This is a genomic window from Streptomyces noursei ATCC 11455, assembly GCF_001704275.1.
Classification (GTDB): Bacteria; Actinomycetota; Actinomycetes; order Streptomycetales; family Streptomycetaceae; genus Streptomyces; species Streptomyces noursei.
Genome location: NZ_CP011533.1, coordinates 9,359,221 through 9,379,239 on the forward strand (window position 1 = coordinate 9,359,221; position 20,019 = coordinate 9,379,239).

General features: G+C 70.3%; 22 protein-coding genes. 12 read left to right on the plus strand and 10 right to left on the minus strand.

Annotated features, from left to right (window positions below; translation table 11 throughout):
- Positions 1-114 precede the first annotated feature (114 nt).
- Positions 115-693 (plus strand): pyridoxal-phosphate dependent enzyme, encoded by a 579-nt coding sequence (locus SNOUR_RS39905; protein ID WP_312635550.1) that lies wholly within the window; start codon positions 115-117, stop codon positions 691-693.
- A 217-nt stretch (positions 694-910) separates the two neighbouring features.
- On the opposite strand, the gene SNOUR_RS39910 is transcribed toward SNOUR_RS39905, so the two are convergent.
- On the minus strand, positions 911-1,492 hold the full coding sequence (locus SNOUR_RS39910) for a TetR/AcrR family transcriptional regulator (protein ID WP_067357128.1): 582 nt from the start codon (positions 1,490-1,492) through the stop codon (positions 911-913).
- Between the two features lie 85 nt (positions 1,493-1,577).
- Between SNOUR_RS39910 and SNOUR_RS39915 the strand changes: the two genes are divergently transcribed.
- From SNOUR_RS39915 to SNOUR_RS39930, 4 genes are all read left to right on the plus strand, one after another.
- Positions 1,578-2,336 (plus strand): class I SAM-dependent methyltransferase, encoded by a 759-nt coding sequence (locus tag SNOUR_RS39915; RefSeq protein WP_067357130.1) that lies wholly within the window; start codon positions 1,578-1,580, stop codon positions 2,334-2,336.
- Between the two features lie 126 nt (positions 2,337-2,462).
- A complete protein-coding gene (locus tag SNOUR_RS39920) occupies positions 2,463-3,134 on the plus strand; it encodes an ArsR/SmtB family transcription factor (protein ID WP_067357133.1) in 672 nt (223 codons plus the stop codon).
- Entirely contained in the window at positions 3,131-3,871 is a 741-nt protein-coding gene (locus SNOUR_RS39925) for an SRPBCC family protein (protein WP_067357135.1), read from the plus strand. The genes SNOUR_RS39920 and SNOUR_RS39925 overlap by 4 nt, the downstream gene beginning before the upstream one ends.
- 183 nt (positions 3,872-4,054) lie before the next feature.
- Positions 4,055-4,627 carry a dihydrofolate reductase family protein gene (locus SNOUR_RS39930; RefSeq protein ID WP_067357137.1) on the plus strand — a complete coding sequence of 191 codons (573 nt, stop codon included), beginning with the start codon at positions 4,055-4,057 and terminating at the stop codon, positions 4,625-4,627.
- A 59-nt stretch (positions 4,628-4,686) separates the two neighbouring features.
- On the opposite strand, the gene SNOUR_RS39935 is transcribed toward SNOUR_RS39930, so the two are convergent.
- The 3 genes from SNOUR_RS39935 to SNOUR_RS39945 form a co-directional block, all read right to left on the minus strand.
- Positions 4,687-5,646 carry an alcohol dehydrogenase catalytic domain-containing protein gene (locus SNOUR_RS39935; RefSeq protein ID WP_067357140.1) on the minus strand — a complete coding sequence of 320 codons (960 nt, stop codon included), beginning with the start codon at positions 5,644-5,646 and terminating at the stop codon, positions 4,687-4,689.
- Between the two features lie 121 nt (positions 5,647-5,767).
- Positions 5,768-6,385 (minus strand): META domain-containing protein, encoded by a 618-nt coding sequence (locus SNOUR_RS46725; RefSeq protein WP_159426030.1) that lies wholly within the window; start codon positions 6,383-6,385, stop codon positions 5,768-5,770.
- 505 nt (positions 6,386-6,890) lie between these two features.
- The gene (locus tag SNOUR_RS39945; RefSeq protein WP_067357145.1) at positions 6,891-7,754 is read right to left on the minus strand and encodes an SDR family NAD(P)-dependent oxidoreductase; all 864 of its coding nucleotides are present in this window, start codon (positions 7,752-7,754) and stop codon (positions 6,891-6,893) included.
- Positions 7,755-7,812: 58 nt separating this feature from the next.
- Here SNOUR_RS39945 and SNOUR_RS39950 point away from each other — a divergent pair, with 58 nt between their 5' ends.
- The gene (locus tag SNOUR_RS39950; protein WP_067357148.1) at positions 7,813-8,577 is read left to right on the plus strand and encodes a TetR/AcrR family transcriptional regulator; all 765 of its coding nucleotides are present in this window, start codon (positions 7,813-7,815) and stop codon (positions 8,575-8,577) included.
- Positions 8,578-8,835: 258 nt separating this feature from the next.
- Here SNOUR_RS39950 and SNOUR_RS39955 read toward each other — a convergent pair whose 3' ends face one another.
- The 5 genes from SNOUR_RS39955 to SNOUR_RS39975 all read right to left on the minus strand — a co-directional run bounded on the left by SNOUR_RS39955 (position 8,836) and on the right by SNOUR_RS39975 (position 14,343).
- Positions 8,836-10,221 carry a M14 family zinc carboxypeptidase gene (locus SNOUR_RS39955; protein ID WP_312635562.1) on the minus strand — a complete coding sequence of 462 codons (1,386 nt, stop codon included), beginning with the start codon at positions 10,219-10,221 and terminating at the stop codon, positions 8,836-8,838.
- Between the two features lie 478 nt (positions 10,222-10,699).
- Positions 10,700-11,461, minus strand: coding sequence for a pirin family protein (locus SNOUR_RS39960; RefSeq protein WP_067357152.1), 762 nt, complete (start codon positions 11,459-11,461; stop codon positions 10,700-10,702).
- 319 nt (positions 11,462-11,780) lie between these two features.
- Complete coding sequence (locus tag SNOUR_RS39965) at positions 11,781-12,455, minus strand: maleylpyruvate isomerase mycothiol-dependent enzyme family protein (protein WP_312635568.1); 675 nt, start codon at positions 12,453-12,455, stop codon at positions 11,781-11,783.
- Positions 12,452-13,681 (minus strand): sensor histidine kinase, encoded by a 1,230-nt coding sequence (locus SNOUR_RS39970; RefSeq protein ID WP_079143209.1) that lies wholly within the window; start codon positions 13,679-13,681, stop codon positions 12,452-12,454. Before SNOUR_RS39970 ends, SNOUR_RS39965 begins: the two co-directional genes overlap by 4 nt.
- Positions 13,678-14,343 carry a response regulator transcription factor gene (locus SNOUR_RS39975; protein WP_067357156.1) on the minus strand — a complete coding sequence of 222 codons (666 nt, stop codon included), beginning with the start codon at positions 14,341-14,343 and terminating at the stop codon, positions 13,678-13,680. The genes SNOUR_RS39970 and SNOUR_RS39975 overlap by 4 nt, the downstream gene beginning before the upstream one ends.
- 125 nt (positions 14,344-14,468) lie before the next feature.
- Between SNOUR_RS39975 and SNOUR_RS39980 the strand changes: the two genes are divergently transcribed.
- The 5 genes from SNOUR_RS39980 to SNOUR_RS40000 all read left to right on the plus strand — a co-directional run bounded on the left by SNOUR_RS39980 (position 14,469) and on the right by SNOUR_RS40000 (position 18,698).
- Positions 14,469-14,957: a hypothetical protein gene (locus SNOUR_RS39980; RefSeq protein WP_159426031.1), complete on the plus strand. Its 489-nt coding sequence runs from the start codon at positions 14,469-14,471 to the stop codon at positions 14,955-14,957.
- Between the two features lie 25 nt (positions 14,958-14,982).
- Positions 14,983-16,044, plus strand: a complete 1,062-nt coding sequence (locus SNOUR_RS39985; protein WP_079143211.1) for an efflux RND transporter periplasmic adaptor subunit — start codon at positions 14,983-14,985, stop codon at positions 16,042-16,044.
- The gene (locus SNOUR_RS39990) at positions 16,041-16,763 is read left to right on the plus strand and encodes an ABC transporter ATP-binding protein (protein WP_067357161.1); all 723 of its coding nucleotides are present in this window, start codon (positions 16,041-16,043) and stop codon (positions 16,761-16,763) included. The genes SNOUR_RS39985 and SNOUR_RS39990 overlap by 4 nt, the downstream gene beginning before the upstream one ends.
- The gene (locus tag SNOUR_RS39995) at positions 16,745-17,944 is read left to right on the plus strand and encodes an ABC transporter permease (protein WP_067357165.1); all 1,200 of its coding nucleotides are present in this window, start codon (positions 16,745-16,747) and stop codon (positions 17,942-17,944) included. The genes SNOUR_RS39990 and SNOUR_RS39995 overlap by 19 nt, the downstream gene beginning before the upstream one ends.
- Before the next feature lie 175 nt (positions 17,945-18,119).
- Complete coding sequence (locus SNOUR_RS40000; RefSeq protein WP_067357168.1) at positions 18,120-18,698, plus strand: flavoprotein; 579 nt, start codon at positions 18,120-18,122, stop codon at positions 18,696-18,698.
- Positions 18,699-18,790: 92 nt separating this feature from the next.
- Here the strand turns inward: SNOUR_RS40000 and SNOUR_RS48795 are convergent, their stop codons facing one another.
- Positions 18,791-19,396: a polysaccharide deacetylase family protein gene (locus SNOUR_RS48795; RefSeq protein WP_079143212.1), complete on the minus strand. Its 606-nt coding sequence runs from the start codon at positions 19,394-19,396 to the stop codon at positions 18,791-18,793.
- Between SNOUR_RS48795 and SNOUR_RS48800 the strand changes: the two genes are divergently transcribed.
- Positions 19,389-19,769, plus strand: a complete 381-nt coding sequence (locus SNOUR_RS48800; RefSeq protein WP_159426033.1) for a hypothetical protein — start codon at positions 19,389-19,391, stop codon at positions 19,767-19,769. The two genes, SNOUR_RS48795 and SNOUR_RS48800, sit on opposite strands and share 8 nt — an antisense overlap.
- Positions 19,770-20,019: the final 250 nt, after the last annotated feature.

Genomic DNA, 20,019 nt, shown 5'->3' on the forward strand with positions numbered 1-20,019 from the left:
CCGCTGTCGACGGACGCGGGCAGTGCGGAACCAGGTCCCGTGCATGCATCGCGTGCACGGGACCTGGCCGTGGGGGCGGGGGAGGGGCGGACCTGGTCAGCGCTCCAAAGCCGCATGCCGGCTTCATGGTGGGTGGCGCCTGCGGCCAGTCCCGGCCCGGAGCTGTGGCGACAGACCGAGGGCCGCATCACACATCTGGTGGCGGGTGTCGGCACCGGCGGCACGATCAGCGGCACGGGCGGCTACCTCAAGGAGGTGAGCGGCGGCCGGGTCCAGGTGATCGGCGCGGACCCGGAAGCATCCGTCTGCTCGGGCGGGCCAGGCACCGCGTACGCGGTGGAGAGCATCGGCCTGTTCCGTCACCCTGAAACGGTGGACGACTCCTGGCCGGAGTCGTTCCACACCGATGTGGTGGATCGCTTCGAGCGGATCGACGACCTCGACTCGCTGCTGACCGCCCGCCGACTGGCCTGTGAGGAGGGGCTGTTGGTGGGCGCATCCGCGGGGACCGCGGTGGCCGCCGCGCTCCGGTTCGCCGCCGGGCTCGGCCCCGACGACCTGATGGTCGTGGTGATCCCGGATTCCGGCCGCAACTACCTGAGCAAGGTGTACGACGACGAGTGGCTGCGCGAGCAGATCGGCGACGACCTCCCGGGCGGCGGCGCGCAGGAGGCCGACCGAATCGCTTCCTGAGTCGAGGTCACCGGCCACCGACAACATGCCGTCATCTGGGCCTGGCCGACCCGTACTTCACTTTCGGCGTGGCTGGACCGGTTGGCGACGGCCTCGGTGAGGTTCTCGTCGTCCTCCTCGCCCTCGTCGCGCGCGGGCACCAGCGGCTCGGCCACACCGTCGGCCCCACGGCCGCGCCGCTCCCGTCCAACAGGAGGGAGCATGCACCGCCACCCCGTCACATGGCCGTATGGCGGAGCACGGTGTCGATGATGAGGTCGATCTCCCGGGGGCTCGGTGGCTCGCCGGTGAGCAGGAAGCTCTGCAGTATCAGCGCGGGACCGGTGCGGGCGGCCAGCGGGTGGACGATCTCGGGGCCGAACTCGCCGCTGTGCACGCCCGCGCGCAGGATGGCTTCGATGCGCTCCAGGCGTGGCGCGATGATCCTTTCGGCGAACATGGCACGCAGTTCCGGCTCGTGCAGCATGTCGACGATGAACTCGATGCCCGGGATGAGGGTTCTGCCCGACAGTACGTCGTTGAAGGCGCCCAGCGCGCCGGCGAGGTTGTCCCGGGTGGAGTGCTCCGGGTTCGGTTCGGGCAGCGGGGGCAGGGCGTAGTGCAGGGCGTCCAGAACCAGGGGCTGCTTGCCGGTCCAGCGCCGGTAGAGCGCGGCCTTGCCCGTGCCGGCACGGGCGGCGATGCCGTCCATGGTGAGACGGCCATAGCCGTTCGCGGCCAGCTCGTCGAGCGTCGCGACGTATATCGCGTGTTCCAGTTCCGTACCCCGGCGGCGGCCGGGCGTCGCACTCTCTGCCATGGGTTCGACAGTAGACGCTGGCGTTCCCTTCTGCCTACACTCGCTTTAGTGAACAACCTCGTCTACTAGAAGAGGTGAGGGTTGAATGACCGATCTGCGCACCGCGCATGACCGCCAAGACGGCCAGGAGCCGGCATTGGACTTCGAGGCGATGTACCAGGGGCGCGAGGTCGCCTTCGGGACGGACGAGGACCACCGGACGGACGTGATCCCGTGGCAACTGGACGCCCCCCAGCCGCTGGTCGTCGAGCTGGAGGCGGCGGGCGAAATCACCGGGCCGGTTCTGGAATGCGGCTGCGGCCTCGGGGACAACGCCTTGTTCCTGGCCGGCCGCGGCCATGAGGTGACCGCCTTCGACGCCGCCCCCTCCGCGATCGAGCGCTGCCGGGCCAAGGCCGTCGCCGCCGGCAGCCCGGTGACCTTCATGGTGGCCGACGCGACGGAACTGCACGCCAGCGGCGTCCCTGGTGGCTTCCGTACTGTCGTCGACAGTGCCATGCTGCACTGCCTGGACGCCGACCAGCGGCGGGCGTACCTGGCCGGACTGCGTCGGGTCTGTGCCCCCGGCGCCACGCTTCATGTCCTGTGCTTCCGTGGCGAGTTGGCCGCTCATCTGCAGATGCCGGCCGCCACCGACGAGCGCAGCCTGCGCGAGGCTCTCCGCGACGACTGGACGATCCGACGCATGGAGCCCCGCCACTACGCCACCGGCTTGACCCAGCAGGAATGGCAGAAGTTGGCGCCTGCCGTCCCGGGCGACCCGGAGCAGGGCGACCTCGTGACCGTCGACGAGAACGGAAGGGTCCTGCTGCCGTTCTGGCAGATCACCGCTGAACTGACGTGATCGACCGCAGCCGGGCTCAGGGGGGCTTTCTCGGTGCACCCGAGGGAGCCCCCTGCGTCGCTGCTCTCCCGCGCCGACAATTCTTCCTTCCTTGACAAAAATATTTGTCGGATGCAGCCTGGAGCGGTGCTGGAAGTCGCTGTGATCGAAGAACCCGCGGCGGCCGAGGCGTCCCTGGACCCGATACGGTCCCGGATCCTCGCCGCCCTGTCCGAGCCCGGCTCGGCCGCCATGCTGGCCGGCCGCCTCGGACTGCCCCGGCAGAAGGTCAACTACCACGTCAAGGAGCTGGCGCGGCACGGGCTGGTCGAACTGGCCGAGGAACGCCGCAAGGGCAATGTCACCGAGCGGATCTACCGCGCCACCGCCGCCTCCTATGTGATTTCCCCCAGCGCCCTGGCCGCCGTCAGCCCCGATCCGGCGCGGTCGCCGGACCAGCTTTCCGCCCGCTGGCTGCTGGCACTGGGAGCCCGGCTGGTGCAGGAGGTCGGAGCGCTGCTGACCGGCGCCGCCCGGGCCCGCAAGCGGGTCGCCACCTTCGCCGTCGACGCCGAGGTGCGGTTCGCCTCCGCGGCCGACCGGACAGCCTTCGCGGACGAGCTGACCCGGGCCGTGACGACCCTCGTCGGCCGCTACCACGACGAGTCCGCCCCCGGGGGCCGCAGCCACCGGGTCGTCGTCGGCCTCCACCAGATCCCCGCAACGCCGCTCACCGACAGGGACGAGCGGACCGATCCGCAACAGCACCGGGGGGCAGCCGCAACGGAATCCGGAGCAGGACAGGACCACCGACCATGACGCACCCGTTCGAGATCGAGCTGGAGTCGACCCTGCCGGCGAGCCCGCAGCAGGTCTGGGACGCCATCGCGACCGGACCCGGGATCGACTCCTGGTTCATGGGCCGCAACGAGGTGGAGCCGCGCGAGGGCGGCACCGCCGCCATGGACACCGGCGGCCACCGGGAGGAGGCGGTGGTCACCGCCTACGAACCCGGTACGCGGTTCGCCACCCGCACGGGCACCGGCGAGGACGGCCGGTTCATGGCCTTCGAGTACCTCATCGAGGGTCGGGACCAGGGCAGTACCGTGCTGCGCGTCGTCCACAGCGGGCTGCTGGGCGACGACTGGGAGGACGAGTACGACGCGCTGCGCCGCGGCTGGCCCTTCCACCTCCACACCCTGCGCGAGTACCTGACGCACTTCCCCGGCCGCACCGCCGTCCCCGTCTTCGCCCTGGCCATGCCGCAGGAGCGGTCACCACGAGAGGTGACGGCGGCACTCACCCGCGCCCTGTCGCTGCCGGCCTCGATGTCCGCGGGCACGCCGGTGCACGCGCAGCCGGCGGGCCTGCCGCCGCTGAACGGCGAGGTGGTCTGGGCGGACCACGAACGCTTCGCGATCCGGACCGACGACGGGCTCTACACCTTCCACCACGGCACCGGCGGGCCGGTGTTGATGTTCCACCACCTGTTCGGCGCCGACCCGGACGGCGCCGAGACCGCCTGGCAGAAGTGGCTGACCGGGCTTCTCGCCTGACCCCCACAGCACACGACGCGCCCGCCCGGACAAGCTCCGGGCGAACCCCGTCACGCGAGCCGCCGCAGGAACCGTCGCCCCGGCGGCGGCTCCCCCGCCCCGTACCGCCGCACGCTTCGGCCCGTCATGCCCGAGCGCATCCCGAGCACCGGACACCGCACACGAGAGAGCACGGAGTCACCCATGCGCACCCTGATCAGTACCGCCTTCATCTCGCTCGACGGCGTCGTCGAGGCCCCGGGCGGCGAGCCCGACTACCGCAACTCCGGCTGGACCTTCAAGGACATCGAGTTCGTCCCCGAAGCGTTCGAGATCAAGGGGCGGGAGCAGCAGGAAGCCACCGCGATGCTGATGGGCCGAACCAGTTACGAGGCGTTCAGCCCCGTCTGGCCGGACATGGAGGAGTTCGCGCACTACAGGACGATGCCGAAGTACGTCGTCTCCACCACCCTCACCGACCAGGACCTGGTGGCGAACTGGGGCCGGACCACCATCCTCCGCTCGCTCGACGAGGTCGCCGCCCTCAAGGAGACCGAGGGCGGCCCGATCATCGTCCACGGCAGCGCCACCCTGAACCACGGCCTCTCCGACGCGGGCCTGATCGACCGCTACCACCTGCTCGTCTACCCCCTGCTGCTCGGCGCCGGAAAGCGCCTGTTCAGCACCACGGACAAGGACACCCAGAAGCTGAAGCTCGTCGAGCACGAGGTCTACGGCAACGGCCTGCAGAAGCAGGTCCTCGACGTCGTCCGCTGACCGGCGCCGGCGGACGCGCTGCACTTCGGCGACGCGACCGAAGCCGGCAGGTGAGGGAGTCACCAGGGCAGCATGACGACCTTGCCGAACTTCCCCGGACCGGCCAACCGGGCGTAGGCGTCGGAGCAACGGTCCAACGGGAAGGCCGCGTCGACAGGCACCCGCAGCCGGCCCTCGGCCAGCAGCGGGACGACGTGGGTGCGCACCGTGGCCGCGAGGAGCGCCTTCTCCGCGGGGGAGCGGCCTCGGATGGTGGTGCCGATCAGCTGGGCGCGCGCAAGCATCAGATCGAACATCCGCAAGGGCGCCACCGCCCCGCCCTGGACCCCCACGACGAGGACCTTCCCCCGAGTGCGCAACAACTCGACCCGCCGCAAGCAGTCCTCCCCGCCGACCAGTTCGACGACGACGTCATACGGCGCCCGTCCGCCCTCCTGACCGGGAAGCACCGCCTCTACGTTGCTGCCGGCGGGGGCAAGTTCCTTCAACCGGCCGTGTAGTTCGGCCCGGCGCGCACTCGCCACGACATGGGCGCCGGAAGCGGCGGCCACCTGCACCATGGCGGTGCCGACGCCGCCCGCGGCCCCGGTGACCAGAACCCGATCCCCTGCGTGCACCCCGGCCTGGACCACCAGCGCGTCCCATGCGGTGCTGAACGCCTCCGGGAAACCTGCCGCCTCCTGCCAGGACAACCCCGCAGGTACCGGCAGCAGCACGTCGGCGGGCACCGCGATCCGCTCGGCGTGGCCACCGCCGCCCACGAGCGCCATGACCCGGTCGCCGACGCTGACTCCCGTGACCCCCGCACCGACCTGCTCGACCTCACCGGCGATTTCCAGCCCGGGGATGTCGGCCGGCCAGCCTGGTGGTGCCGGATAGTCACCCCGGGCCTGCTGAAGGTCGGCCGCGTTGAGCCCCGCGGCGTGGACCCGCACGGTCACCAGGCCGGGCCCGACCACCGGATCCGCGCGCTGTTCGAGCCGGAACGCACCTTTACCGTCGATCACCACTGCTCGCATGTCGGCGAATCTACTCTCCCGGTCCGGCGCGCCAGCAGGAGGCATGCCCCGGGCTGTCCCAGCGGAGAATCGGGGCGATGCCGCTCCCGACCGGAGCCTTGCCGCCGGTGCGAGTCCTCTCTTACCGGCGCGGTATCCCGCGCAAGCTGAACCCGTGTTCTCTCGCGGGAAACGCCAAGTCCTCGTTGAGGGACATGCTGAGAGTTTCCGGCTCCGCCCAGTACGAGTAGTTCAGTGACTTCTTGAGGGTCGCAAGGACACTCGCCTCTTCTTTCATGACCTTGTCGCCGCAGGTGTGCTGCGTCGTCAGTTCCGCGTCGTCGAAGGAGAGGTGGGTTCCGGTGAACGTGGCTTCGGCGGTGAAGTCGTTGCAGCCGAGTCTGCCGCTCACCCGGCCGTTGTCGTGGAAGTCGAAGTACATCTGGTCGCCGGCGGTGAATTCCGGGCCGTGCTCGTCGTAGAAGGTGGTGTCGACGAGCTGCCACCTGATCTGGAAGAAGTCCGCGCGCCGTGCCTGTGCGAGCCGGATGTCGTGGCCCTGTTGGTTCTTCACGTGCAGTTCGCGGGCGTAGCCGGGGGTGTGCTTCGTGGAAAGCGAGAGCTCTCCGCTGAAGGCGGCTTTCACCTTCTTCTCGAAGTCCGCCAGTGCCGGATCGGCGGCGATGTCCTCCGGGTGGCACGGGCCCGGACCGTCCGATGGTGGGGCGGGAGAGAGGGAGGGGGCGGGCAGGGGAGTCATCTCCTTGCCCAACGTGAGGTGTGTCGCCGTCACTTCGGCTTGCGTGTGGAAGGGCGTGCACCCGTAACTGCCCGACGCCGTGCCGTCGTCGTGAAGGGCGATCCACCCCCTGGCCTGGCTCGGCAGGGTCTCCTCATGGCCGTCGGTCAAGAGAGCCTGAATCGCCCAGACGCCTCCGGACAGCAGCCCCCCGGCACCCGCCGGCCGCGGCTTCGCCGGCGACGGGGTGGTCGACGCGCCGGCCGACACGTCGCCGTCCTGCCGGCTGCGAGCGGACGGCGCACCCTCGCACGCGGAAAGCGCGAGGAGCGCCGCCGCACCGGCGGCGACGGTTGCGAGGAAGGCTCTTCGAGGCAAAGGCATGAGAGGGGAGACGCAAGATCGTCCTGCCTGGTTCCGGATCAGTCGCGCCTGCGGCCCATCCGGCGGGCTTCGACCGAACTCATTGCCCGTTGGCCGGGCGCGTTCCTGGCCGTCCCCTCTGCCGGTTCGGCCGACCGCCGACCTACTTGGCGTCCGCCGGGAGTTCGACCGGGTACTCCGCGCCGAAGTCGGCGGAGAGGGAGACGGCCTGCCAGGCTTCGGCCTCGGCGATCTGCCGCCGCGAGTGGTCGAGCGCCATCCGGGCCGCGTTCGTGCCCAGGAGCAGGTGACTGGGGAGGTGCTCGCGCTTGACCACGCGCACCAGGATTCCGGCGGCGCGGTCCGGGTCGCCGGCGATTCGGCTGCCGTGGGCCCGGTCGGTGAAGGCGCCGACGGTCGCCTGGTACTCCGGCGGGACGTGCTGGACGTCCATGGAGGAGCCGGCCCAGTCCGTGGCGAAGCCGCTGGGTTCGACGACCAGATAGCGGATGTCGAACGGCGCGGTCTCGGTGGCGAGTACGCGGGTGAGGCCGTCGATGGCGAACTTGGCCGCCTGGTAGGAGCCCAGGCCGGGGCTGCCGCCCACCCGGCCACCGACGGAGGAGAACTGGACGACGATGCCGCCGCCCTGTGCCTTGAGCAGCGGAAGTGCCGCCTTGGAGACGTTGTACACGCCCCAGAAGTTCGTCTCGAACTGGCGGCGGAAGTCGTCCTCCGGAGCGGTCTCGACCGGGGCGACGTTCGCATGGCCGGCGTTGTTGACGATCACGTCGATGCGGCCGAAGCGGTCGCGGGCGGTGTCGAGCGCGGCCGCGGCCGCGGCGGCGTCGGTCACGTCGAGCGCGACCGGGAGGACCTTGTCGCCGAACCGCTCGACCAGGTCGGCGAGGTGTTCCGGCCTGCGCGCGGTGGCGACGACCTGGTCGCCCGCTTCCAGCGCGGCGACCGCGAGGGAGCGGCCGAAGCCGCGGGACGAACCGGTGATGAACCACGTCTGGGTTGCCATGGAGATAGCAAAACATGGTTGCGTTAATAGTGCAACCCGGTTGCGTTAGGATGTCCTCATGGTCAGCCGCAGTCAGCCCACACGCGCCCGGAGCCCCGAAGCCAAGCGCGCCCGCGAGGCCGCGATCCTCGACGCGGCGGCCCGACTGGCCACGGCGAACGGCATCCGATCGGTGACGTTGACCGACATCGCCGCGGAGGTCGGCATGCACAAGTCGGCGATGCTCCGCTACTTCGAGACCCGGGAGGAGATCTACCTCCGCCTGGCCGCCGCCGGGTGGGAGGAGTGGTCGCGGGCGGTGCGTGAACAGCTCGCCGACGCCGCGCCCGCCACGGACGACAACCAGCCCGCTGAGGCTCCGAGCGGCCCGGACCAGGCGCCTGGCCGGCACGCGATCGCCGGCCTGTTGGCCGAGTCGCTGGTGGCGCGGCCGCTGTTCTGCGACCTGCTCGCCCACACGCCCATGAACCTGGAACGCAACGTCTCCCTGGACAACGTCCGCTCCTTCAAACTGACCGCCCTCGCCGAGTTCGGGGCCGTGAGTGAGGAACTGCGCCGGGTGGCCGTGCTGAGCCCGGCGCAGGCCGGCAACGTCGTCGCCACGGCCACGGCGATGGCCGGAGCGCTGTGGCAGATGGCCGCCCCGGGAACCGAACTGCGCCGCCTCTACGAGTCCGACCCGGATCTCGCCCACGCCGTCGTCGACGTCGCCCCCCGGTTGACCGACATCCTGAGCGCACTGCTCCTCGGCTACCGCGCCGGCGGCGATGCCGAGGTCGCCGTCCAAGAGCCGTCACCGACGACCGAGTTGGGCAGGGACTGAGAAGCCCTCGGACGGCAGGCCCTCGACGCACGGCATCCCCACCCGAACCTCGCCTTCTCGTATCGCCCGGGGGCGCCGGAGGCGCCGCCACGTCAAAGGCTGGCCCGGCTGGGGTGTGGACGTGCCGTTCACCGGCGAGCTGGTCGTCATCAGGGGGCGGGAGCGCGGCGGGATCCTCGCCTGCGTCGATGCCGGGCGGGAGCGCGCGCACGGCACACGGTGCCGGTGGCGTCGCACTCCCGAACCGGTATGCGCTTGTCAGTGGTTCTCGGCCGTTGCCCGGTACGGCGCCGCGGCCTGCTTCGCCGCGTAGATCAGAGCGGGCTTCAACTTCGGCCAGAAGTAGCTGTCCTGGCAGGAGAACGACGGGGTGAAGCCGGAGCAGCCGCGTCCGTCACTGTCACCTATCTCGATGGTGAGACTGGCCAGTCCCAGTTTGTCGTACGTCCAGTCGTCGGTGCCTCCGGACGCGTCGTAGAGGATCTCGCCGGCCTGCCCTGACTGGTACCCGGTGAGCGAACCGAGGTGTCCGGCGAGCGCGCGCAGCGCGGCGTCGTTGCCGGTGTGGATGGTGTGGTCGGCCTCCCAGGGGAGCAGGACCATGCTCGCGTCGCTGTGCAGGCTGATCATCAGGCCCTTGGCGGTCGCCGGCGCCGGGTCACTGTCGCCGGTGCCCGTGCGCACGGCCGGGTACAGCTGGCGGAACAGGCCCTCCAGCGCGGTGTTCTCCGGTTCGGAGTCGGCGGCGGGGCCGAGGTAGATCTCGCTGCACGGCTCGGTGGAGGTGCCCTCGCCGCCCCAGTGGGTGCCCGCGTTGCGGTTGAGGTCCACGCCGACCTGGCCGTTCACGCCGCAACTGCCGCCTTTGGAGTCATCGGCGTTCTTGCGCTGGAGGATGGGGTTGTCCCCGCCCTGGGCGACGATGTCGACGCCGTCCGGGTTGGTGATCGGGACCACCCACATCTCGGTGGAGTCCATCAGCGCAGTGATGTCGGGGTCCTTGCCGTAGTCGTTGGTCAGGGTGTCGATCCAGCGCCAGGACACCTCGCCCGTGGTGAGTTCCCGTGCATGGATCTGGCTCATCAGGAAGAAACGCGGCTTGGGCGCCTGGGGGTCGAGCTGGCAGTCGCCCTGCTTCATCTTGGTGATGCAGATGGCCTTGAGGTCGCGACCGCCACGCCCGTTCTGTTTGAGCCAGGACTTCCCGTAGGTGACGACCTTGGCCATGTCCGGGTGCTGCGCGGCGACTTGGTCGAGGTGGGCGTAGTGCGCGTCGACGGTGTGGTAGCCGCCGTCGTAGGTGTCGTCGACGCCGCCGCTCGCGCGGGCCGCGCGCGGCTGGTGGGCAAGCGGCTTGTGCATCGTCTCGACGGCCGTCGGAGAGAAGCCGAGCCGGCGCAGCCCACTCGCCGTCGACGGGTCGCCCATGACGAACAGGTCGTCTCCCTGACGCCGCTCGATCAGGTCGTATCCGGAGGAGATCAGCTTCTGCGCGTCCCGCCGGTCGTGGGTGGGGACACGGTAGACGACCACGGTGCGTTCGCCGGACGCGTGGGTCTTCTGCGGCGCCCGGGCGAGGGCTGACGGGGACATCGGGGACAGGGCCGTGAGAGCCAGGACCATCGCTGCCGCAGCCGTGGTCACGAGGGCTTTCCGGGGCATGACATGGCCTTCCGTGGGGGGTGAGGGGCATCGGCATGCGGACGGGACGCGGCTTTCGCGCACGCCTCGCCCGCGCCGGCTCCCGGAAAGCCGGACCATGGGGCACTCCGGTCGCCTTGGCTGATGCCATTGGGCCAATCGGAGGCATGATGCCCTGCACCTGCCCTGTGGAGAAGGGGAATTCCCGGACATCCTTGAGGCCGAAGTCATCGAACCTGCCCGGGAGTTCGGCAGCGGCCGCCCGCGATGCGCCGATGCGCGCGAACCCGGCGTCCCGCGACGCCCTCCCTCGCGAACGCCCCTCAGAACCCGCGGCGGAACCCGTGGCAGAACCCGCGGCGGGGAGTTCCTGGGGCCGTGTGGTGGCATGGTGGACGGCCGGGCCCGGCCCGGCCGTCCTGCGCGTCGTCACTCACCTCGACCGCCCACCCACCTCGCGGCTCTCACCGCGACCGCTCACTCATCGCATCGAGACGGCGGTGCTCATCTCCCACATCAGGACCTCCGCGCCCTCCGGGCCGGCGGTGATCCGCTGGCCTTCGGCGCGCGTGACGCGTCCCGCGTCTCCCGTGGCCAACGGCCCGGCACCTTCCAGCTCGACGCTGCCCCGGGCGACGAAGAGGTGCGCGAACGGGGCGGTGACGATCTGGAGCGTCTCACCGGGGCGCATCCGGCTGACGTGCAGGGCGGCGTGCTTCTGGCGGATGCCGATCGCCCGCCGGTCGGCGTGCCGGGGCATGCCGGAGGCCAGGGTGGTCCAGCCCCCGCGGGCGAGTTCGTCGTTGATGTCGAGCTGCTCGTAGCCCGGGCGGATACCGGCCTCGTCGGGGATCACCCACATCTGGATGAAGTGGACCGGGTCCTGGTGCTCGGGCTGGCCGGTCAGGGTCCACGAGTCGTTCTTCTCGCTGTGCAGGATGCCGGTTCCGGCGCTCATCCGCTGAGCCAGGCCCGGGTAGATCACGCCGTTGTGGCCCTCGGAATCCTGGTGGACGAGATTGCCGTCGAGCACCCAGGTGACGATTTCCATGTCCCGGTGCGGATGGGTGTCGAAGCCGGTACCCGGCGCGACGATGTCGTCATTGGAGACCAGCAGCAGCCCGAAGTGGGTGTTGTCGGGGCTCCAGTGGTGGGAGAACGAGAAGGAGTGGTGGGACTCCAGCCACCCGGCCCGGGTGTGGAAGCGCTCGCCGGCGCGACGGACGTCGAGGGTCGAAGCCATCGTGCGGTCCTTTCTGGCTGGTGCAGGCGATCTCGGGCCTGCGGTTCTGGGGCTGAGGTCGGGTGTCGGTGGCCCGAGGGGAGATCCTCTCACGCTTGGTTGAATCATAAACAAAATGCGGGGGTGAAGGTATTCCACGGTGGCGAGAGGGGGCAACGACCAGGCGCGGAGCCGCTCTGCGGGGCTGGTCGGGACGCCCGAGGTGGCCGGCCCGGGCGCACCGCGGCCGGGCGGACGGCACCGGCGCATGCCACGGCCGGACCGGGACGTGGGGCCGGGACGTTCGACCAGGACGCGGAGCCAGGAGGTGGGGCTGCGGTCAGTAGACGATCGACACGATCCGGCAGGCGGCTTCAGCCAGGTCACGCTCGCCGTCGACGCGGGCCCGGGCGAGGGCCGTGGCCGGCCGGATGCCGCGGGTGCACAGACGCCAGGCGGTCTCCGCGTCCAGACGGACAAGGGCGGCGGGATGGGCGGCGTGCGGCTCGGCCAGTGACCAGCGGGGCCCGGTGGCCGTGACGGTCCAGGTGCCACCGGCCGGTCCGTCGACCCGCATCTGGATCTGCGTGCCGACCGGCGCTTCGACCTCGTGCAGGGTGTGGGGCAGGGCCCGCATGAAGGTGTCCAGGGCCACGGACAAGAGCCGCGGATCGGGGTCGGTGTCCTGGCCGACGGCATGGCGGATCTGCTGACGGTGGGTCCAGAACTCGGTGAAGTCCCGGGCGCTGTCCAGCCACATCGGTGCCTGGTCGACGCCGGCCCAGGACACGCCCAGCGACGGCGCATCGAGGTCGGTGCGCTCGAAGAACCGGGCCACCTGCCCGCCCATCACGCCGACGGTGTCGACGAGCACGGCCGGGCTCACCCGCGCATGGGCATCCACCCATTCCTGGTTGATGCGGTGGATGAACGCCTCCAGCGTCTCGCCGGGTGCGAGGGCGCCGAGAATCCCCGTCGGGCACTGCCCGGCCGGTAACGGTGCCGCGGCGTTCACGAACCCCCGTCGGGGGCGGGGAAGACGACCCGGACGGTCAGTCCGCCGTCCGTATTGGCCCCGGCGTCGATGAGGGCCCGGTGGGCGCGGGCGATCGAGGCGACGATGGACAGTCCCAGGCCGGCGCCCTCGCCGCGGGCGTGCCGGCGTTCCTCCAGGCGGCGGAAGGGCTCGAAGAGGTACGGGACGGTCTCCGGCGGCACTTGGGGGCCGGTGTTGGTGACCTCCAAGGTACGGTCGCGCGCGGTGACCGTGACGTGGCCGCCGTCGTGGTTGTGGCGGAGGGCGTTGCCGACGAGGTTGTGCACGAGATGCGTCAGCAGTACCGGGTCGCCCTGCACGGTCACGGGTGCGGTCTCGGTCCGGACGGTGATGCCGCGGTCGCGGACCTGCTGCGACGCGGTGTGCTCGGCGGTCACGGAACGGACGAGTTCGTCGAGGGCGACCGGTTCGTGGTGATCCAGACCCTGGTCGGAGACGGAGAGCAGCAGCAGGCCCTCGACGAGCCGTTCGCTGCTGTCGGCGACCTCGATGAGCTTGCGGCGGATGCGTGCGACGGCCTCCGGGTCGGAGGTGGCCAGTCCGATCTCCGCCGCCGCCCGCTGCACCGCCAGCGAGGTGCGCAGCTCGTGCGCGGCGTTGGCGGCGAACCGCTTCTGCGCGCCGACGAGGTGTTCCAGACGGTCGAGCATGGCGTCGAAGGTGTCGGCGAGTCGTTTCAACTCACCGTCGGGGGCGTCCAGCGCGATGCGCTCGTGGAGGTTCTCCCCGGACAGCCGCTGTGCGGTGCGGGTGATCACTCCGACGGGGCGCAGCACCCGCCCGGCCATCCACCAGGCCAGCGCCACCGAGATCACGGCGAAGACGGCCAGGGTGATCAGGGAAATGGTCAACAGCTCGTTCTGGGTGGCCTGTTCGGCGGCCCGGGTGAACGTCCTGACGGCCTCGGCGGCCTCCGCGTCGCCCTGGGCGGGAACGGGTCCTGGAGAGGCGAGGCCGGCGGACGCGTAGGGGGAAGGGGCGGCACCCCCGGGAATCTCGTCGGGACGCCGCGCCACCGCCGTACTGATCGTGGTGTACAGCCCTTGGGCCACGAGGAAGTTGATCAGGCCGATGAGCATGGCTCCGGCCAGTACCAGCAGTCCGCCGTAGAGCGCGGTCAGCCGCGCCCGCTCGCCGCCGGGCAGCCGCATACGTCGGGTACGCGGCACGGAAAGCCCGGTCATGCGGCTCCGCCGATGCGGTAGCCGTGGCCGGGCACGGTGTCGATGACCGAGGGCTCGCCGAGTTTGGCGCGGAGCTTGCTCAAGGTGACCCGGACGGCGTTGGTGCGGTAGCTGGTGTTCTCCTCCCAGACCCGATCGATCAGGTCGTCGCCGCTGACGACGGCCCCCTCGGAGCGCATCAGCACCTCCAGCACCCCGAACTCCTTGCGGGACAGCGCGAGGTAGCGGCCGTCGCGGAACGCCTGGCGGCGGGCCGTGTCCAAGGTGATGCCCGACCGTTCGATGATCGGCGGCAGGGCGGGCCGGGCACGGCGGCCCAGGGCCAGGACGCGGGCGAGCAGTTCCTCGTAGGCGAAGGGCTTGGCGAGGTAGTCGTCCGCGCCCAGGCCGAGCCCTTCGACCCGCTCGCGGACGGAGCCGGCGGCCGTGAGCATCAGGACGCGTGTCAGCAGGCGCGCCTCGACGACCTGGCGGCACACCTCGTCGCCGTGCAGGCCGGGCAGGTCGCGGTCGAGGACGAGCACGTCGTAGTCGCCCAGGAGCAGGCGGTCCAGCGCCGTGCGACCGTCGTGCGCGACGTCGACGGCCAGGGCATCGCGCCGCAGCCCTTCGGCGATCATCTCCGCGAGGAATTCCTCGTCCTCCACGACAAGTACACGCATGACATCCACGTATACCTGAAACCGGCATTTCGTCGGCATAAACCTCTTCGCTGAGAGAAACGAAATGCGGGCGTGTGCCAACCTCCGTGCCGTCGATCACTCGTTCTCGGACACGGAGGAATTCCATGGTGAACGTCAGGCACGGTATGGCGGCGGCGCTCGTCACCGGAGTGACATTGCTCGCGGTCAGCTGCACCGGAGGCGGCGCGGGCTCCGGCAAGGACAACGGTGTGCAGTACTCGGACGTATCCGGAAAGGGCGCGAAGGCGGACGACGCCTACAAATACCGTCAGTGCCTGCGCGAACACGGTGCGAAGGTGGACGAGCCCAAAGAAGGCCAGGCCATGGGCATCCAGGGGGACGACAAGAGCATCAAGAAGGCAATGGACGCGTGCAAGGACCTGCCCGGTGCCGGAAAGGAAATGACTCAGGAAGAGCAGGAGAAGGCTCTCGACCGGGCCGTCAAGTTCGCGAAGTGCATGCGTGAGCACGGTGTCGACATGCCGGACCCACAGCTCAAGGACGGCAGGCTGAGCGCGATGCGCGGGGACACCGACGTGAGCAAGGACAAGCTCGAAAAGGCCCAGAAGGCGTGCAATGACAACGGGCAGTGAGCGTAGGCGTCCGGCCAGAAGGTACGTGATCGCCTCGCTGGTCGTGGCGAGTGCGCTGGTGGGCGGGGTGGCCGTAGCCTCGGTGAGCGGTGACGACGGCAAGGGCCGGGAGCGGCGCACGGACGGCCTGCCGCAGAAGACCGACACGATCAAGCGGCAGGACCTGAGCAGCCGCACCCAGGTGGACGGAACCCTCGGCTACTCCAAGGAGCGCAAGCTCAACGGGGGAGCGCAGGGCACGGTGACATGGCTCCCCGAAACCGGCGCTGTGATCAGGCGGAACGAGGCGCTCTACGAGGTCGACGGCAACAAGATCTGGCTGCTGTACGGCGAGCGGCCCATGTACCGGAAGCTGAAGGCCGGCGACAAGGGGCCGGACGTCCGGCAGCTGAAGCAGAACCTCCGTGACCTCGGCTTCGGAGCCGCCCTGACCATGGACGACGAGTTCACCTCCGGTACCGCGGAGGCACTCAAGCGCTGGCAGAAGTCCCACGGCCTGAAGCAGACCGGTCAGACGGGTCCGGAGCAGATCGCCTTCACACCGAGCTCGCTACGGGTCAAGAAGAAGGAGGCGGCCGCCGGCGACCAGACCGGTCCCGGCCGCCCGGTGCTGACCGTCACCGGGGCCGAGCGCGAGGTACAGATCAAGCTCGACGTCGCCGATGCCGCGCTCGCCGAGCCCGGCACCCCTGTGGAGATCACCCTCCCCGGGGGCGACAAGGCCAAGGGGAAGGTCGCCTCCGTCGACCGCAGCGCCAGTTCGGACCAGAAGGACCAAGGAGGCGGCGGGCAGGACCAGTCCGCCAAGGTCACCGCGCGGGTGACCTTCGCCGACCCTTCGCAGGTCAAGGGCATCGACCAGGCCCCGGTCACCGTCGAGCTCAAGGGCGAGACGCGCCAGAAGGTGCTGACCGTCCCGGTCAACGCGCTGCTCGCGCTGCCCGCCGGCGGCTTCGGCGTCCAGGTCGTGGAAGGCGGAAAGGCCCGCGAGATTCCCGTCAAGCTCGGCCTGTTCGGACAGGGAAGGGTCGAGATCAGCGGATCGGGCCTGAAGGAAGGCATGAAGGTCGGAGTGCCCCACACATGACCACCGTCGTCGAACTGAACCAGGTCACCAAGGAGTACCCGGGCGGGGTCGCGGCGCTGCGCGGCGTGGATCTGCACATCGAACGCGGGGAACTGCTCGCGATCGTCGGGCCGTCCGGGTCGGGCAAGTCCACCCTCCTGCACATCGTCGGCACTCTGGACCGTCCGACCGCCGGCACCGTCGCCATCGCCGGCCACGACGTCGCGGCCCTGTCCGACCGTCGGCTGTCCGCACTGCGGGCCCGGCACATCGGCTTCGTCTTCCAGTCCTTCCACCTCGTGGCCGGGGTGAGCGCACGGGACAACGTCGCCGAGGGCCTGCTCTACTCCGGCCTGGCACGGGCCGAGCGCCGCAAGCGCGCGGCCACGGCCCTGGAACGCGTCGGGCTCGGGGACCGGATGCACCACCGCCCGCACGAACTGTCCGGCGGACAGCGACAGCGGGTCGCCATCGCCAGGGCGGTGGTGGGGGAGCCGGATCTGCTGCTGGCCGACGAGCCCACCGGCGCCCTGGACTCCGCCTCCGGCGAGGCCGTCATGCGGTTGCTGCACGACCTCAACGGCGACGGCGCCACCATCGCGGTGATCACCCACGACGGTGGGATCGCCGGCGCCCTTCCCCGCCAGGTGCGCATCCGCGACGGCCAGGTCGTCGAGGACACGTGCACGAGGGCGCCGCTGACGGCAGGAGGCGAGGTACCGTGCCACGCGACCGACTGACCCCCGCCCGCCTCGGCCCCCGCGACGTGGTGCACGTCGGCTCGGCGGGGCTGCGCTCCCGGCCGATGCGGGTCGTGCTGTCCGCACTGGGTATCGCCATCGGCATCGCCACGATGATCGCGGTGGTCGGCATCTCCGCCTCCAGCAAGGCCCAACTGCTCCGGCAACTCGACACGTTGGGAACCAACATGCTGAAGGTGGCCCCCGGCCAGGACATGTTCAGCGGTGAAAGGGCCAAACTGCCCAAGGACGCGCCCGGCATGATCGGCCGGATCCCCGGCGTCGAACACGTCGGTGCGGTCGGTGACGTGAAATCGACGGTCCGGCGCAGCGAGAAGATCCCCGAGAGCGACACCGGCGGCCTGTCCGTGAAGGCCGCCGGCGAGAGCCTGCTGAAGGCTCTGCGCGGCACGATCCGTGCCGGCACCTGGCTCAACGACGCGAACGGACGCTACCCCTCGGTGGTGCTCGGCAGCGTCGCCGCCGAACGCCTGGGCATCACCATGCCCGGCCAGCAAGTCCTCATCGGCAAGCAGTACTTCACGGTCATCGGCATCCTCGACCCGCTTCCCCTGGCACCCGAGATCGAACGGGCGGCACTGGTGGGCTGGCAGGCTGCCGGCACCCACCTGGACTTCGACGGCCACCCCACCCAGATCTACGAACGCTCCACCGACGCCTCCGTCGAGTCGGTCCACAAGCTGCTCGCACGCGCCACCGACCCGCAGAACCCGCAGAACGTCGAGATCTCCAACCCGTCCGCAACCCTTCAGGCCAAGGCCGCCACCGAGGGCGCATTCGACAGCCTGCTGCTCGGACTGGGCGGTGTGGCACTGCTGGTCGGCGGCGTCGGCGTGGCCAACACCATGATCATCTCGGTGTTGGAACGCCGCCACGAGATCGGCCTGCGCCGCTCCCTGGGCGCCACCCGCGGCCAGATCCGCATCCAGTTCGTCACCGAGTCACTGCTGCTGTCCGGACTCGGCGGCCTGGCCGGCGTGGTGCTGGGCGCCGCGGCCACGTACGTGTTCGCCGCATCGGGCGGCATGCCCTGGGCGATCCCCCCATGGGCGGTGGGCGGTGGATTCGCCGCCACCCTGCTCATCGGCTCGGTGGCCGGACTGTACCCGGCAGTCCGCGCCGCCCGGCTCCCACCGACCCTCGCGCTCCAGGCAGGATAGGTACACCGACCGCTGCGAGCCCGGGACTGTCCGCGCGCAGGCCGCCGCACAGCCCCGGGCACGGCTTCCTGCCGCTGCCCGTAGTCCGCGAGCCGGTCGCGGATAGGGTCGCCCGTGACCGCCGCCGTACCCTGCCGGAACTGCACCACATCAGCGGACAGTTGGGAGTCCCCACATGAGCGATCAGCAGCCCGACCGGCAACTACGGCAACTCCAGCAGCCTGAGAAACCCTTCCTGTACGTCGTCGTGTGCGCGGCCGGCATCGCCGGCGACGTCGGCGAGCTGATCACGGCCGCCCACGAGGCGAACTGGGACGTCGGCGTCATCGCCACCCCGCAGGGGCTTCGCTTCATCGACGCGCCCGCCATCGAGGCCCAGACCCGCTATCCGATCCGCTCGGCCTGGCGCACACCCGGCGAGCCGCGCCCGCTGCCGCCCGCCGACGCCATCGCGGTCGCCCCGGCCACCTTCAACACGATCAACAAATGGGCCGCCGGTATCTCCGACACCTTGGCCGTCGGCATCCTGTGCGAGGCATACGGCCTCGGCATCCCCACCGCCGTCCTGCCCTACCTGAACTCCGCCCAGGCCGCCCACCCCGCCTACCACCAGAGCCTGCAGCGCTTGCGTGAGATGGACGTCCTGATCGGCTCATACGAACCGCACCCGCCGAAGGCCGGCGCGGGCGCGGATCGCTTCCGGTGGGAGGAGGCACTGGAACTGCTCGCCTCGGAGATGCCGGTACGGGCGTGACTCCCGCCGTCCTTCGGTCGATCGATTCCCGACGCCGTGGGGCGCTCGTGGTGCGGGCGGGCCTGTGGTGCGAGTTCTGCTGGTGCTGGTGTTCAGCGGGCCGGGAAGGTGTAGGTGTAGCCCTGGGCGTCCAGTTGGTCGAGCAGTTGGGCGAGTGCCGCGACGGTTTGTGAGCGGTTGCCGCCGCCGTCGTGCATCAGGACGATCGAGCCCGGGTGCAGGTTCCGGTTGATGTTGTCCAGGATTTTCGCGACGCCCGGTCGCTTCCAGTCGTTGGAGTCGTCGCTCCAGCCGATGGGTCGGAGTCCGTGCTGCGCGGCGATGTTGCGGATGACGGGTTTGAAGTCGCCGCCAGGGGCTCGGTAGTACCAGAGTTTGGCGTTGGGGCCGGCCGCGTCGGCTATCTCCCGTTGGGCGTCGGCGATCTCGTGGATGTTGTAGTCCAACGGCATGCTGCTCTGCTGCTCGTTGTGGTGGACGGAGTGGTCGCACAGTCGGTGACCGGCGGCGACCACCGACTTGGTGAGGTAGGGGTAGCGCTGTGCGTGCGGGCCTATCTGGCAGAACGTGGCCTTGGCGTGGTGCTGGGCCAGCAGCGCCAGTACCTGCGGTGTCCAGCGGGGGTCCGGGCCGTCGTCGAAGGTCAGCGCGACCGACTTGCCGCCGTCCTGGGTTTTGAACTGGAGCGCGTTGCTCACGGTGAACCCGCTCGATGCACCGGGGAGAGCGCTGGCCGGGCCACTGGGCGAGGTGGTGGCCGGGGAGGAGGGGGTGGCCGGAGATGAAGATGACGGCGTGGTGGCGTTCGGTGCCGAGGGCGAAGCGCTGTGCGACGAGGGCGGGGTGGCCGAGCCGGCGGCGACGAGCGTCCGGGACGCTGAGGCGGACGTCGGCCCGGCTGTCGACGACGTCGGTGCCGCATGTGTTGCCTGTGCCGTATGCGTTCCGTATGCGGCCAGGGTGGCTCCGGTGAGCGCTACCGCAACGGCGGCTGCCGCCTTCTTTGCGCTGGTCAATGCCACAGCAGGTCCCTCCAACGGCATCCCGGCGGGTATGCCTGTTCAGCGGTGACGGGTAGTGGTGTGTCGCACACGGCAGGCAGTGGGGGAGCGGGCCGTGTGGTGGCCCTCGTGGGCTCGGACCGCGGCGGTGGATCCGGCGGCCGACGCACCTACTCCTGGTTCCCTGGATCCCTCACTTTGCGTGATGAATCGGATGCGATTGGTCCGTTTTGTGCGTTATGTCGATAACGTTAGAGGAATTCCGAGCTGTAACCCAGGGGCTCCCTGTGTGATCTGCGTCCCCTTCGGGTTTGCGGTGA